The following is a 14210-nucleotide window of genomic DNA, read 5'->3' as shown; positions in this document are numbered from 1 at the left end:
ACCCGGCGGCGCGACGACTGGCGGCCCGCGACCGTACGACGCCGGGGCGCCGCCCCCGTACGGGCCCTGGGCCTGGGCGTCGCCGTGACCGTGCTGCTCGGCGGCGTCGCTGTGGCCGCGTCGACCGGCGTGCTCGACAGCGCGCCGACCCCCGCGCCCCCGGCGTCCGCATCCGCGTCTCCCCGATACACCGACACCGCGCCGGACGACCGTCCGACCTACGGCGGGACCCCGACCGGACCGCTCGTCCCCGAGCTCACCCCGGCCGCCAAGCGGCCGGACGCGCGGCGCCCGGCCACGGCCAAGGACGAGACGGCGCACTGCCGGGTCTACCTTGCCTCCGTGCGCCGCAAGGGCGAGGCCCCGAACGGGACGGCCTTCGAGCGACTGGAGGCGGCGGCCGGCGGCCCGAGCCGGGTGGAGGCGTACTGCGCCCCGCGGCTGGGCGAAGACGAGAAGGGGGACGACAAGGGCGAGCAGGACGCCGACGATGCCGACGACCGCACCAGGCGGAAGAAGCAGTGAGAAGCCTTGACCAGCCCCGACATGCTCCGCAATAGAGGACGACCGGGGCCGCCACCCCCCACAGGAGAGGCCCCGGTCGTCATCGACGGAGCCGCAGCACGGCCCCGTACTCCTCTCAGCGCCGTGCCTGCGTTTTCTGTCACACCGCTTTTGACCCCCGTCTGTTGCAGCTTGTACAAACACGCCGACGCACATGGACGTGACACCCGGTGAGGACGTAGCGTGCTCGTGCGCGCAGAGCGGCGCGGCGGCGATGACCAGCCGTGATGACGGACAGGTGTGGGGTTTGCTGGGGGACGACGCGGAGCTGACGGCCGCGGTGCTGGCGGCGCAGAACGGGGACGAGGATGCCTTCCGTGCTGTGTACCGCACCGTGCACCCCCGTCTGCTGGGCTACATACGCTCCCTCGTCGGCGAGTCCGACGCCGAGGACGTGGCCTCCGAATCCTGGCTCCAGATAGCCCGTGACCTGGACCGCTTCAGCGGAGACGCCGACCGCTTCCGGGGCTGGGCGGCCCGCATCGCCCGCAACCGCGCGCTCGACCACATACGAATGCGCGGCAGACGCCCCGCCGTGGGCGGCGACGAGACCGAGCTCACCGACAAGCCCGCCGAGTCCGACACCGCGGGCGAGGCGATGGAAGCCCTCGCCACCAGCCACACGATGGACCTGATCGCCCGGCTCCCGCAGGACCAGGCCGAGGCCGTGGTGCTGCGCGTGGTCGTCGGCCTGGACGCGAAGAGCGCCGCCGAGACGCTGGGCAAACGGCCCGGAGCCGTACGCACCGCGGCGCACCGCGGACTCAAACGATTGGCCGAACTCCTCGGCGACGACGGATCCGTCGGGAACGGAACCGACGCGAGCGGAACCTCCTCTTCCTTGGAGGGCGTGCCCCCGCAGCGCGGGCGCGGGTCGGACACGACCCGGCCGGGCGGTGTGACGCATTCACGCGCGCGGACGCAGAAGGACATGTGATGGCCGACGAGCGGTACCAATGGCTCGACCTGGAGGCCGCGGAGCGACTGCTGCGCGGGGACCGGGTCGAGAGCGTCGACGATCACGCACGCAAAGAGGCCGACCGGCTCGCCGAGGCCCTCGACTCCGCCCGCCCCGACGCACTCGCCGGACCGGCTCCGCTTCCGGGCGAGGAGGCGGCGATGGCCGCGTTCCGCGCGGTCACACGGACCCGCGCGGCGATGCCGCTCCCCGCGCCCGCTCCCGGTCCAGCCGATCTGGGCGGTGTGCGGCTCGGCGCTCCCGCCGGGCGGGGCCGCAAGAAGCGGTGGACGCGGTCGGTGCGCTTCGGCCTCGCGGCCTCGATCGCCGGCCTCGCCGTCGGCGGGGTCGCCGTCGCGGCCGGGACCGGGGTGTTGCCGACGCCGTTCGACGCGCCGGAGCCCGGGAGCTCCGTGTCGGCCGCGGCCACGCCGGGCGAGGAGGACTCCGAGACGCCGGACGGCGGTGACGGCTCGTCCCGTACGCCCGGCGCCGACGGGAACTCGAGCACCGAACCGTCTCCCTCGGCCACCGGCGGCCCGTCGCCCACGCCGACGGCGACCGGCGGCGACGACGGCACACCGAAGGACGGCCCCGACACCGCCACGCCCGGGAAGGACGGCGCCACCAAGGCCCGGTTCATCGCGGCCTGCCTCGACCTGCGGGCCGGGCGGATCGACTCGGAGGACCGCCGTCGTCTCTCGTCGGCGACGCAGGGCGGCCAGAGCGTGAAGAACTTCTGCGACCGGCTGCTCGCCGAGGCGGAGAAGTCCGGCGACTCGGGCGGCTCGGACGGTTCCGGCGGCTCGGGCGACACCGGCTCCGGCACCGGCGACGGCGACGGCGGCCAGACGGGCCGTACGTCCGGCGACGACTCCGGCTCGGGCGGCGACACGGGATCCGGCGGCGACCGCGCCTCCGGCACGGACAGCGCGTCCACGCCCCTCCCGCTCATCTCCTTCCGGTCGCTCTCCCCGCAGCCGGTCGCGGCGGACGGCACCGCCGCGCCGGTCTCCGATCACGCCGCCTGAGCACGACGGCCCCTGGCCGGAACTCGGCAGCCCCTCGCGGACCTCGGCAGATCCCTCGCCGGACCTCGGCAGCCCCACCGGCCCCTGTAGGCCCCTTCTGACCTGCGCCGATGCCTTGTCTCGCGCCCGTTACCGTTTCGTTTCCACGAGGGTGTGACGTTTTCGCGGGCGGTGACGCAGTACTGAATGAGCCGACTGGTCATCGGCGGCGCACACGAGCCGGGGTTCCCCCCGTACCTACGGCTCGGCGCACCAGGCGCGGGCGGGACACGTTCCCCCGGTCCCGCCCGCGCCTCTCTCCCACCGGTGCTCTACCAGTGGACGACGACCTTGTCCCCGACCTTCACCTGGTCGAAGAGGGCGGCGATCTTCCCCCGGTCCCGGACGTTCACGCAGCCGTGCGACGCGCCGTTGTACCCGCGGGCCGCGAAGTCCGCGGAGTAGTGCACGGCCTGGCCGCCGCTGAAGAACATCGCGTACGGCATCGGCGTGTGGTAGATCGTCGAGACGTGGTTGCGGCTCTTGGAGTTGACCTTGAACGTGCCCTCACGGGTCGGGGTGTTCTCCGAGCCGAAGCGGACGTCCATCGACGACTGGACCTTGCCGTCGATCATCCACGCCAGCGTCCGCGTCTCCTTGCTGATGCACATCACCCGGCCGGTCATGCAGCGCGGGTCCGGCTTGTCCAGCTTGTTGCTGGTCGACGGCCGCAGCTCGGCCGGGGTCGGCTTGCGCGTCATGCCGAGCAGCCGCTGCCAGGTGGTCTCGTCGACCGAGCCGGTCTGCGGCAGCTCCCGCTTCTTCTGGAAGGCCTTCACCCCGCCGCCGGTCAGCGAGCCGTAGAAGCCGGTGGGGGCGCGGTCGAAGTAGCCGATCTGGCGCAGCCGGGCCTGGAGCTCGCGCACCTGGGCGCTCTCGTCGCCGTCGCCCATCAGGACCTTGGCCTGCGGCTTCTCGGTCGTCGGGCTCGCGGACGGCGACGGGGCCTCGGTGGACGGGGAGGCCGAGGGCTTGTCGTCAGTGGTCGGCTCGGCCGACGGCTCGCTCGAAGGCGCGCTCGACGACGGGGCGACCGGCGACGGTGACGCCGTGCCCCCGCCGGCGGCCTGTGCGGTGCACCCGGCGGCCAGGGCGACCGCGGCGGCGGCCAGGACTGCTCTGCGTATGACGGAACTGTGGCGCATGGTTTTGCCCCCCGGGACGTGTGTGTGTACGTAGTGATGCTTCCCGCGCGTGCTTGGTTGCGCACAGGGGAGCATCCTGTGAGGAAGGTCCCAACGTGCGGCCCTCTTGCCGTCGCACGGCCGCCGCTACAGTCCGTCGCGAGGGTCGGTACTGCACAGTAGGTCTATCGAGAGGCACAGAGATGTCGCGCGAGTCGGAGTCGGGTCTTCCGATCGAGCCGGTCTACGGGCCGGACGCCCTGGACGGGTGGGACCCCGACGAGAAGCTGGGCGAGCCGGGCTCGTACCCCTTCACCCGCGGCGTCTACCCGTCGATGTACACCGGGCGGCCCTGGACGATGCGGCAGTACGCGGGCTTCGGCACCGCGGTCGAGTCGAACGCCCGCTACAAGCAGCTGATCGCCAACGGCACGATGGGCCTGTCCGTCGCCTTCGACCTGCCGACGCAGATGGGACACGACTCCGACGCCCCGATCGCGCACGGCGAGGTCGGCAAGGTCGGCGTGGCCATCGACTCGATCGACGACATGCGGGTGCTGTTCGGCGGGATCCCGCTGGACAAGGTCTCCACCTCGATGACCATCAACGCCCCGGCCGCCCTCCTGCTGCTCCTCTACCAACTCGTCGGCGAGGAGCAGGGCGTCCCGGCGGACAAGCTGACCGGCACCATCCAGAACGACGTGCTCAAGGAGTACATCGCCCGCGGCACGTACATCTTCCCGCCGAAGCCCTCGCTGCGGCTGATCGCGGACATCTTCAAGTACTGCAAGGCCGAGATCCCGAAGTGGAACACCATCTCGATCTCCGGCTACCACATGGCCGAGGCCGGCGCCTCGCCCGCGCAGGAGATCGCGTTCACGCTGGCGGACGGCATCGAGTACGTGCGTACCGCGGTCGCCGCGGGCATGGACGTCGACGACTTCGCGCCCCGGCTCTCCTTCTTCTTCGTGGCCCGCACCACGATCCTGGAGGAGGTCGCCAAGTTCCGCGCCGCGCGCCGGATCTGGGCGCGGGTGATGAAGGAGGAGTTCGGCGCGAAGAACCCCAAGTCGCTGATGCTCCGCTTCCACACCCAGACCGCCGGCGTGCAGCTGACCGCGCAGCAGCCCGAGGTCAATCTGGTGCGCGTCGCGGTCCAGGGCCTGGCGGCGGTTCTCGGCGGCACCCAGTCGCTCCACACCAACTCCTTCGACGAGGCCATCGCGCTGCCGACGGACAAGTCCGCGCGACTGGCCCTGCGTACCCAGCAGGTCCTGGCGTACGAGACCGACGTCACCGCCACCGTGGACCCGTTCGCGGGCTCGTACGTGGTCGAGAAGATGACGGACGACGTCGAGGCCGCCGCGCTGGAGCTGATGCGGAAGGTCGAGGACCTGGGCGGCGCGGTCAACGCGATCGAGCGCGGCTTCCAGAAGAACGAGATCGAGCGCTCCGCCTACCGGATCGCGCAGGAGACGGACAGCGGCGAGCGGGTCGTCGTCGGCGTCAACCGCTACACGGTGGACGTCGAGGAGCCGTACGAGCCGCTGCGCGTCGACCCGGCGATCGAGGCCCAGCAGGCCGAGCGCCTCGCGAAGCTGCGCGCCGACCGGGACCAGGCGGCGGTGGACGCGGCGCTCGCGGAGCTGAAGAAGGCCGCGGAGGGCACGGACAACGTGCTCTACCCGATGAAGGACGCGCTGAGGGCGCGGGCGACGGTCGGAGAGGTCTCCAACGCGCTGCGGGAGGTCTGGGGCACGTACGTCCCGACCGACGCGTTCTGATCTTCCGCGATACGAAACAGGCGGGCGGAGTGTCGTACCCACGTGCGACACTCCGCTTCATGCTGGGTGTCACCGATCTGCCGACCTATCTCGCGGGCCTCGTCCTCATCATCCTTCTGCCGGGGCCGAACTCGCTGTACGTGCTGTCCGTCGCCGCCCGCAAGGGCGCCCGCACCGGGTACAAGGCGGCGGCCGGGGTGTTCACCGGGGACGCGGTCCTCATGACGCTGGCCGCGCTCGGCGCGGCCTCGCTGCTGAAGACCACCCCGCTGCTCTTCATGATCGTGAAGTACGCGGGCGCGGGCTATCTGACCTGGATGGCGATCGGCATGCTGCGGGCGGCGTGGAGCATGTGGCGCTCGCGCGGCGAGCTGACCGCACAGGAGCCCGTGGAGGCTCCGGCCGGGGAGAACCCGTACCGCCGCGCCCTGATCATCAGCCTCTTCAACCCGAAGGCGATCCTCTTCCTGATCTCCTTCTTCGTGCAGTTCGTGGACCCCGGGTACGCCTACCCGGCGCTGTCCTTCCTGGTCCTCGGCAGCCTGCTCCAGCTGGGCAGTTTCCTCTACCTGACGACCCTGATATTCGGCGGCACCCGCCTCGCCGCCGCCTTCCGCCGCCGCAGGCGGCTCTCGGCCGGGGCCACCTCCGCGGCCGGTGCGCTCTTCCTCGGCTTCGCCGCGAAGCTCTCGCTCAGCAGCGCCGCTTGACCCTGACACCGTGTGAGGCCGTTGCGTAGGGGGCGTCATGTTCACCATCGGAGACTTCGCCCGACACGGCCGGGTGTCGGTCCGGATGCTGCGTCACTACGACGCCGTCGGACTGCTGCGCCCCGCCCATGTCGACCCGCACAGCGGCTACCGCTTCTACGAGGCCGGTCAGCTCGCCCGGCTCAACCGCGTCATCGCGCTCAAGGACCTCGGCTTCACCCTGGACCAGGTGGGGGCCATCCTCGACGACGAGATCGGCGCGGACGAGCTGCGGGGCATGCTGCGCCTGCGCCAGGCCGAGCTGGAGACGGCCCTGGCGCAGGGTGCGGCCCGGCTCGCCCAGGTCGGCGCGCGGCTCCGAGCCATCGAGAGCGAGGGACGCATGTCCACGCAGGACGTCGTCGTCAAGAACATCCCGGCCGCCCGGATCGCCGAGCTGAGCGGGGTGGCGGCCGGCTTCGGCCCCGGGGAGATCGGCCCGGTCATCCAGCCGCTGTACGAGGAGCTGTGCGCGCGCCTGGAGGCCGCGGGCGTCACGGGGTTCGGCCCCGGAATCGCGTACTACACGGACGCGGGGCGGGGCGACGGCTCGGTCGTCGTCCACGCGGGGATGACCCTTCCGGCGGGCACGGAGGAGGTGGCGGGCGTCGACGTCGTCGTGCTGCCCGCCCTGGAGGAGGCGGCGACCGTCGTCCACCGGGGCCGGATGGACGACCTCCTGCCGACCGTCCAGACCCTGGCCACCTGGATCGACGCCAACGGCTACCGCTCCACGGGCTACGCCCGCGAGCTCTACCTGGAGGTCCCGGACGACCCGAACGCCTGGGTGACCGAGATCCAGGAGCCGGTGGTCCGGGCCTAGGGGAATTGTCAGACACCCGCTAGCGACGCCCGTCGGCTAGCGGCTCACCCTTCTCAAGGCCGCGCGCTTCAGGCGGCGGGCCTTGCGGGCGAGGCGGCGGACGGCGGCGTGGCGGGGGACGGGGAGGCCGCCGGGGAGGCCGAGGACGGTGAGGCGGCGGCGGGTGAAGTAGCGCCAGGTCGCGGGGGTCGGGCCGCCTGCCAGATAGCTCTCCGCCACCGGGCGCAGGTCCGCGCGGATCTGGGGCTGCATGGCGAAGCCCACCGCGCCGACCAGTCCGGCCAGGTCCTCCGCCACGTCCGAGGGGGACGGCGGGGCCCACATCGCGACGCCGGTCGGGTCCGCGAGGTCCGGCAGCAGGGCGTCGACGATCGTGACCGGGATGCGGTTGCTGTTCTCGTACGGGGTCAGCCGCTCCAGGAGGGTGTCCGTGCCGACCCTGGCCACCGGCAGACCGTAGAAGGTGCTCGCCGTCAGCAGCGCCGTGGAGAAGCAGCCCACCACCAGGGCGGGTCGCAGCTCCCGGTAGAGCACCTCGGCGAGCACCGGCCGGTCGAGCACGGTCAGTTCCGCGCCGAGCCGCTCCGCCTCCTCGCGCAGCGCCCGCGTCCAGGAGTGCGGGGCCGTCGGGTGCGGCTTGAACGCGAGCCTGCGGTGGCCGAGCGCGACCGCGCCGCGCACCATCCGCAGGTGCAGCGCCTCCTCCTCGGCGGGCGTGAGGATCGACAGCGCGGCCAGGTACTGGCCGAGCAGCAGCGCCGGCCCGGTCTCCCCGTCCGCCGCGGGCTCGCCCGACAGTTCCGCGATCACCTTGGCGAACGCCTCCGTGGGCACCACCCGGGCCGTCGCCCCGAACTCCGAGAGCAGCAGCGGCGCGAGCCCCGGCACCAGGTCCAGGCAGAACAGTCGCCGGACCCGCTCGCCGACCAGCGGGTCGATCTTGTTGCGGGTCGGGCCGTAGCTCATCAGCCCGTCCGCGTACACGTCGAGCGACGCGTCGGGGAACAGCTGCGCGATCGACAGCGCCGGGGTCACCTGCACGGATTCCACGGCCAGTTCGATCCGGTCGTCGCCGAGATCCCACAGCTTGCGCAGGTGCCGCTCCAGGATCGGGACGTCGTCCGGGCGGGGCGTCCAGCCGGACGGGTGCAGCGGAGAGATCGCCTCGTTCCAGGACAGCACCGCGTCGAAGCGGTCGCGCAGCCGCTCGAAGCCCTCCATGCCGTCCGGGGCGACCGCCGTCTCGGGCACCGCCGCGTTGTTCGCGAGCAGCAGCAGACGCCGGTCGGTCGGGCCGAAGCAGCCGCTGTCCAGGGCGGCGACCAGCGTGGCCACCCCGTACAGCGTGGAGGCGTAGAAGATCTGCGTCGTACGCACGTCACCGGTGCTCATGCCGCCGCCACCTCCGCGGACACCGGGCGGCGGCGCAACTTGCGCAGCAGTACCGCGCGATCGGCGTCCATGGAGTTCAGCGCCTCCTTCAGAATGTCCTGCGGCATTCGTTTCAGCGCGGCCGCGCTCATCGTCCGCAATTTCTTCGCGACCGCCGGTTCGAACCGTCCGATCGCCGCGTTGTGGTGCGCGATGATCGCACAGTATGTGCGCACCGCTTTCGGCAGAAGTCGGTCGGCATCGGGATCGTTCACCGTTTCGTCGATCACTTGGTCGAATGCGCGGATGAAATCCAGTTGTCGCAAATCCGCAATCTGCGTGAGCGACGTCGCCACCCCGCGTCGGTAGAAGACGCCCAGCGTGCTCACCGCCGCGAAGGACTCCGCCTCACGGTGCAGCCGCCAGATCCACGGCCGGTCCTCGGCCGTCCGCAGACCGTCGGTGAAGTGCAGCAGCTCCCGGTCGAGCAGCCGCCGGTGGTAGAGCCCGGCCCAGGCGTACGGGTAGTCCACCGAGGTGGTCCGATGGGCGGGCAGGATCGCGTCCCGCGGCCGCAGCACCTCGCCGCGCCGGCCGATCGGCGCCCGCTTGATCGAGCGCTTCCGGCCGGTCGCCACGACATGGTCGGTACGCACGAAATCGCACCCCAACTCCTCTGCAGCACAGAGGAGTTGGGCGAAGTGACCGGGCGCGGCCCAGTCGTCCCCGTCCAGGAACGCGAGGTACTCGCCACGGGCCGCGTCGAGCCCGCTGTTGCGCGCGGTGGCCAGGCCGCCGTTCTGCTCGTGACGGATCAGCACCGCCCCCGGCAGCTCCCGCGCCGCGCGCTCCAGGATCAGCGGCGTGCCGTCCGTCGAGCAGTCGTCGACGAGCACGAACTCGACGTCGTCCCGCGCGTTCGCGTGCAGGCTTCTGAGGGTGTCGGGGGCGTATGTCTGCACGTTGTAGAACGGCACGACCACGGAGAGCTTGACCACGCCGAGGACGCTAGGCGGGCCCCCGGCATTCGCCCTGTCCGAAAGGGAGATGTGCGGTGAACGCGCGGCGACGGTCTGCTGAATCGGGTTGACCGACGCGTTCACGACACGCCATTCCCGGGCCTTTTCAGAACGTGTAATGCCGGTGTTCACCCTTTGTTGTGGCCGAGTTGGGCCATCGAGCCGGATGCCTTTCTAACGTCCTCGACGTGCCATCACCAAGCAATGCAGCGGTGCGCGTCGCCGTACTCGCCGACTCCGACACCCGGTGGAAATGGGGTGCGCTCACCGCGCGCCGCATCGCCCCCGTCGGCGCGGAGCCGACCGGCTTCCTCCTGCGCGGCCGGGCCACCCCCACCGCGCGCCAGCTCGCCGAGACCGGCGTCGCCGACGAGCCGCCGCGCGAGGTGACCGGCGCCGACTTCCTGCGGGCGGTACGGGACGAGGGGTACGACGTCGTCGTCCTCGCGCTGGTCGGCGGCACGGTCCGCGCGGTCCTCGAAGGGATCGCCGACCTCGGCCTGGAGCGCCGGCCGGTGATCGTCACCGGCTATGTCGGCGTCGTCTACGAGAAGCTCGCCGACGGCCTGCTGCTGCGGCACGGCGCGGACGTCGTCCTCGCCAACTCCCGGCACGACGCCGAGCGGTTCCGCGACGTGTACGAGGGAGTCGGCGCCGACGCCTCCTCCGTCGTCGAGGCCGCGCTGCCGTTCCTCGGCGGCGCGCCGTACGCCCCGGAGGCCGGCCGCGACACCCTCGTGTTCGCCGCCCAGCCGTCCGTGCCGGCGACCCGCGCCGACCGCATGTACCTGCTGCGCCGACTCGTCGGCCACGCCCGGCTGCACCCCGACCGCGAGGTGCTCCTCAAGCTCCGCTCCAAGCCCGGCGAGCACACCACGCACCTGGAGGAGCTGCCGTACCAGAAGCTCGTCCGCGACCTGGCCGTGCCGCCCAACTTCCGCCTCGTGTACGGGCACATGGGCGAGGTCCTGGACCGCACCGACCTGCTGGTCACGGTCTCCTCGACGGCCGCCCTCGAGGCCCTGCACCGGCGGATCCCCACCGCGATCCTCAGCGATCTCGGCGTCCGCGAGGTGCTCGGCAACCACCACTTCGTCGGCTCCGGCCTGCTCGCCTCGTTCGACGCGCTGGACAAGGGCGACCGGCCGGTTCCGGACGAGGCGTGGCTGGCCCGCCAGGGCGTCGCCCACGACGGCTCGTACGACACGGCCTTCGACGCCGCCCGCGAGCGCGTCGCCGCGCTGCTCGACGGGCCGGCCCTGCCCCCGATCGCCCCCTACTACACGGCCGAGACCGCGCCCGGTTACCTGCCCGGCATCCTCGCCCGGCACCGCCTCGACGTGACGGCGCCGGAGACCCGCGACAGCGGGCTGCGCCGGTTCGTCCGCGAGGCCGCCCGGGGCGCGTACCGCCACGGCGTCCAGCGCGTGGCCCCCGTCATCCGCCGCCTGGGAGAACTGTGATGAGCACGACCACGGACACCTCTGCGACCGCCACCGTGCTCGCCGTGATCCCCGCGCGCGGCGGCTCCAAGGGCGTCCCCGCGAAGAACCTCGCCCAGGTCGGCGGCGTCCCGCTGGTCGTCCGGGCCGTCCGCGCCTGCCGCGGCGCCCGCCTGGTCACCGACGTCGTGGTCTCCACCGACGACGCGGACATCGCCGCCGCGGCCCGCGCCGCCGGCGCGGAGGCCGTGCACCGCCCGCCGTCCATCGCCGGCGACACCGCCTCCAGCGAGTCGGCGGTGCTGCACGCGATGGACGCCTTCGAGGCCACCCACGGCCGGCGCGCCGACGTGGTCCTCCTCGTCCAGTGCACCAGCCCGTTCCTCACCTCCGAGGACGTCGACGGGGTCACCGCCGAGGTGCTGCAGGGCCCCGCCGACACCGCCCTGACCACGGCCCCGTCCCACGGCTTCCTGTGGCGCGCCCGCACCGCGGACCCCAGCGACGCGACCGGCGTCAACCACGACAAGGCCTTCCGCCCGCGCCGCCAGGACCGCGAGCCGGAGTACCTGGAGACGGGCGCCGCGTACGCCATGTGCGCCGAGGGCTTCCGCAAGCACGGGCACCGCTTCTTCGGCCGCACCGCCGCCGTCGTCACCGACCCCGCCCGGGTCCTGGAGATCGACGACCCGCACGACCTGGCCCGCGCCCGCGCCCTCGCGCCGCTGCTCGATCCGGTCGCCACGCCGCTCCTGGCCGACGTCGACGCCGTCGTCCTCGACTTCGACGGCACCCAGACCGACGACCGCGTCCTCGTCGACTCCGAGGGCCACGAGTTCGTCTCCGTCCACCGCGGCGACGGCCTCGGCATCGCCGCGCTGCGCCGCGCCGGCGTCCCGCTGCTGATCCTCTCCTCCGAGGAGAACCCGGTGGTCGCCGCCCGCGCCCGCAAGCTCAAGATCCCCGTCCTGCACGGCATCGACCGCAAGGACCGGGCCCTGAAGCAGTGGTGCGACGAGAACGGCGTCGACCCGCAGCGCGTGCTCTACGCCGGCAACGACGTCAACGACCTGCCCTGCTTCCACCTCGTCGGCTGGCCCGTCGCGGTCGCAGGCGCCCACGACTCGGTCAGGGCCGCCGCCCGCGCGGTCACCGCGACCCCCGGCGGCTCCGGCGCGATCCGCGAGATCGCCGGCTGGCTCCTCGGCCCCGAGCTCGCGGCCCCCGTCCCCGCCCTTTCCGTCACCCTTCCCGCCCCCACCCTCCCGAACGCGTAAGGAACACCCCGATGAGCACCGACACCCGTCTTCGCACCCTCGGCAGCAAGACCGCCGGCCCCGGCCAGTCCGTCTACGTCACCGGCGAGATCGGCATCAACCACAACGGCGACCTGAACAACGCCTTCGCGCTGATCGACGTGGCCGCCGAGGCCGGCTGCGACGCCGTGAAGTTCCAGAAGCGCACCCCGGAGATCTGCACCCCGCGCGACCAGTGGGACATCGAGCGCGACACTCCCTGGGGCCGCATGACCTACATCGACTACCGCCACCGCGTGGAGTTCGGCGAGGACGAGTACCGCCAGATCGACGAGCACTGCAAGAAGCGCGGCATCGACTGGTTCGCCTCCCCGTGGGACACCGAGGCCGTCGCCTTCCTGGAGAAGTTCGACCTCCCCGCGCACAAGGTGGCCTCCGCCTCCCTCACCGACGACGAGCTGCTGCGCTCCCTGCGCGCCACCGGCCGTACGGTCATCCTCTCCACGGGCATGTCGACGCCGAAGCAGATCCGCCACGCCGTCGAGGTCCTGGGCAGCGACAACATCCTGCTCTGCCACGCGACGTCCACCTACCCGGCGAAGGCCGAGGAGCTCAACCTGCGCGTGATCCAGACGCTGCAGGAGGAGTACCCGAACGTCCCGATCGGCTACTCCGGCCACGAGACCGGCCTGCAGACCACCCTCGCCGCCGTCGCCCTCGGCGCCGCCTTCGTCGAGCGCCACATCACCCTCGACCGCGCCATGTGGGGCTCCGACCAGGCCGCCTCCGTCGAGCCGCAGGGCCTGCAGCGCCTGGTGCGCGACATCCGCACCATCGAGACCGCCCTCGGCGACGGCGTCAAGAAGGTCTACGAGTCCGAGATCGGCCCGATGAAGAAGCTCCGCCGGGTCCAGGGGCTCGTCGCCGCATGACCGGGCAGCTGGCGTTCGTCGAGAGCCCGGTCCAGCTCCTGAACGTCCTGGAATGGGCGTACGCCCGTACGCCCGTTCCCGCGCAGCGCACCTCCGAGGGCTCCCGGGGCCTCGCCGGCGACCTCACGATCGTCGTGCTGCCGCCGACCGACCCCATGTCGCGGGGCCAGCTGCGCCGGATGGCCCAGCTGGCCCGCGACGAGGGGGTCGCGGTCCGCTGGCAGGAGGCCCGTGCCGGCATGGGGGCGGTGCTGCGCACCCTCGCCGGGCTGGCCCCGGAGCTGAACCGGGCGGACCGGGTCGTCATCGGCGACCCGTTCTCCCGCTACGTCCAGCTGCTGCTCACGCTGGTCCGCACGGACCGGCTCACGGTCGTCGACGACGGCACCGCGACCATGGAGTTCGCCGCCCAGCTGACCCGCGGCGAACGGCTGGTGCGCTGGCACCGGCGCGGCAGCCGGGGCCCGCGCGAACTCGTGCTGGCCCCGGTCTCCGCGCTGGCCCGGCACCGGATGGCGCCCACACAGCGCCGCAGCGTGGAGATCTTCACCGCGCTGCCGGTGGAACCGCCGCCGGGCGCCACGGTCACCCCGAACCGCTTCGCCTGGACCCGGGCCCGGTTCGGCCCGCCCCGGCAGACCCGAGGCGCGGACCTGGTGGGGACCTCGCTGGTGGAGACCGGCGTGGTCGACCCGGACAGGTACGCCGAGGCCGTCGGCGCCCTGTCCGAGGCGCACGGCGCGACCCGGTACTTCGCGCACCGCCGCGAGAGCGCGGAGAAACTGCACCGGATCGCCGTGGAGACCGGGATGGAGATCGTCCGGCCCGATCTGCCGCTGGAGCTGATCGCCCGGCGGGGCCCGATCGGGCGTACGGTGGTGAGCTTCCCGTCCACGGTGGTGCACACGCTGCCGGCGGTGCTGGAGGGGACGGGGGTGCGGATCGCGGTCTGCGAGGTGGCGCCGGAGTGGCTCCGGGAGAACGCCTCACCACGGGCGCAGGGCTTCTTGTCCGGGGTGACGGGCACGGCGCCCACGATGATCGAGCGGCTCGAATTCGGCTGAGCTTACCCATACGGGGTGGGCCTCAAGCGTGTTCGGGCCGTTTTTCTTCCCCTA

At 72.5% G+C, this 14210-nt stretch carries 12 protein-coding genes and 1 pseudogene; 10 read left to right on the top strand and 3 right to left on the bottom strand.

Features of this window, described 5'->3' with window-relative positions:
• The 3 genes and pseudogenes from VIU94_RS33290 to VIU94_RS33280 form a co-directional block, all read left to right on the top strand.
• Positions 1 to 525, top strand: a pseudogene (locus tag VIU94_RS33290) (hypothetical protein); the annotation flags it as partial.
• Positions 526 to 811: 286 nt separating this feature from the next.
• A complete protein-coding gene (locus tag VIU94_RS33285) occupies positions 812 to 1501 on the top strand; it encodes an RNA polymerase sigma factor (protein ID WP_331917280.1) in 690 nt (229 codons plus the stop codon).
• Positions 1501 to 2553: a hypothetical protein gene (locus VIU94_RS33280; RefSeq protein ID WP_331917274.1), complete on the top strand. Its 1053-nt coding sequence runs from the start codon at positions 1501 to 1503 to the stop codon at positions 2551 to 2553. Before VIU94_RS33285 ends, VIU94_RS33280 begins: the two co-directional genes overlap by 1 nt.
• Before the next feature lie 311 nt (positions 2554 to 2864).
• Here the strand turns inward: VIU94_RS33280 and VIU94_RS33275 are convergent, their stop codons facing one another.
• Complete coding sequence (locus VIU94_RS33275; RefSeq protein WP_331917272.1) at positions 2865 to 3737, bottom strand: L,D-transpeptidase family protein; 873 nt, start codon at positions 3735 to 3737, stop codon at positions 2865 to 2867.
• A 182-nt stretch (positions 3738 to 3919) separates the two neighbouring features.
• On the opposite strand from VIU94_RS33275, the gene VIU94_RS33270 reads away from it, so the two are divergent.
• The 3 genes from VIU94_RS33270 to VIU94_RS33260 are packed head-to-tail and all read left to right on the top strand — an operon-like array spanning position 3920 to position 7072.
• Positions 3920 to 5500 (top strand): acyl-CoA mutase large subunit family protein, encoded by a 1581-nt coding sequence (locus VIU94_RS33270; protein ID WP_331917270.1) that lies wholly within the window; start codon positions 3920 to 3922, stop codon positions 5498 to 5500.
• Between the two features lie 59 nt (positions 5501 to 5559).
• Positions 5560 to 6210: a leucine efflux protein LeuE gene (gene leuE, locus VIU94_RS33265; protein WP_331917268.1), complete on the top strand. Its 651-nt coding sequence runs from the start codon at positions 5560 to 5562 to the stop codon at positions 6208 to 6210.
• 37 nt (positions 6211 to 6247) lie between these two features.
• Entirely contained in the window at positions 6248 to 7072 is an 825-nt protein-coding gene (locus VIU94_RS33260) for a MerR family transcriptional regulator (RefSeq protein ID WP_331917266.1), read from the top strand.
• A 36-nt stretch (positions 7073 to 7108) separates the two neighbouring features.
• Here the strand turns inward: VIU94_RS33260 and VIU94_RS33255 are convergent, their stop codons facing one another.
• Together VIU94_RS33255 and VIU94_RS33250 are read right to left on the bottom strand one after the other, a co-directional pair.
• On the bottom strand, positions 7109 to 8464 hold the full coding sequence (locus tag VIU94_RS33255) for an alpha-2,8-polysialyltransferase family protein (RefSeq protein WP_331917264.1): 1356 nt from the start codon (positions 8462 to 8464) through the stop codon (positions 7109 to 7111).
• Positions 8461 to 9441: a glycosyltransferase family 2 protein gene (locus tag VIU94_RS33250; protein WP_331917278.1), complete on the bottom strand. Its 981-nt coding sequence runs from the start codon at positions 9439 to 9441 to the stop codon at positions 8461 to 8463. Before VIU94_RS33250 ends, VIU94_RS33255 begins: the two co-directional genes overlap by 4 nt.
• A 209-nt stretch (positions 9442 to 9650) precedes the next feature.
• Between VIU94_RS33250 and VIU94_RS33245 the strand changes: the two genes are divergently transcribed.
• Genes VIU94_RS33245 through VIU94_RS33230 form a run of 4 tightly spaced genes read left to right on the top strand, consistent with a single transcriptional unit; the run spans position 9651 to position 14156 of the window.
• Positions 9651 to 10925, top strand: coding sequence for a DUF6716 putative glycosyltransferase (locus VIU94_RS33245; RefSeq protein WP_331917262.1), 1275 nt, complete (start codon positions 9651 to 9653; stop codon positions 10923 to 10925).
• Entirely contained in the window at positions 10925 to 12181 is a 1257-nt protein-coding gene (locus VIU94_RS33240) for a cytidylyltransferase domain-containing protein (RefSeq protein ID WP_331917260.1), read from the top strand. The genes VIU94_RS33245 and VIU94_RS33240 overlap by 1 nt, the downstream gene beginning before the upstream one ends.
• Positions 12182 to 12192: 11 nt before the next feature.
• Entirely contained in the window at positions 12193 to 13092 is a 900-nt protein-coding gene (locus VIU94_RS33235; protein ID WP_331917257.1) for an N-acetylneuraminate synthase family protein, read from the top strand.
• The gene (locus VIU94_RS33230) at positions 13089 to 14156 is read left to right on the top strand and encodes a hypothetical protein (RefSeq protein WP_331917255.1); all 1068 of its coding nucleotides are present in this window, start codon (positions 13089 to 13091) and stop codon (positions 14154 to 14156) included. Before VIU94_RS33235 ends, VIU94_RS33230 begins: the two co-directional genes overlap by 4 nt.
• Positions 14157 to 14210: the final 54 nt, after the last annotated feature.

The organism is Streptomyces sp. (assembly GCF_036566765.1).
Taxonomy (GTDB): Bacteria; Actinomycetota; Actinomycetes; order Streptomycetales; family Streptomycetaceae; genus Streptomyces.
The sequence above is the reverse complement of the archived record's forward strand: the minus strand, read 5'-3'. Positions and strand labels throughout refer to the sequence as shown.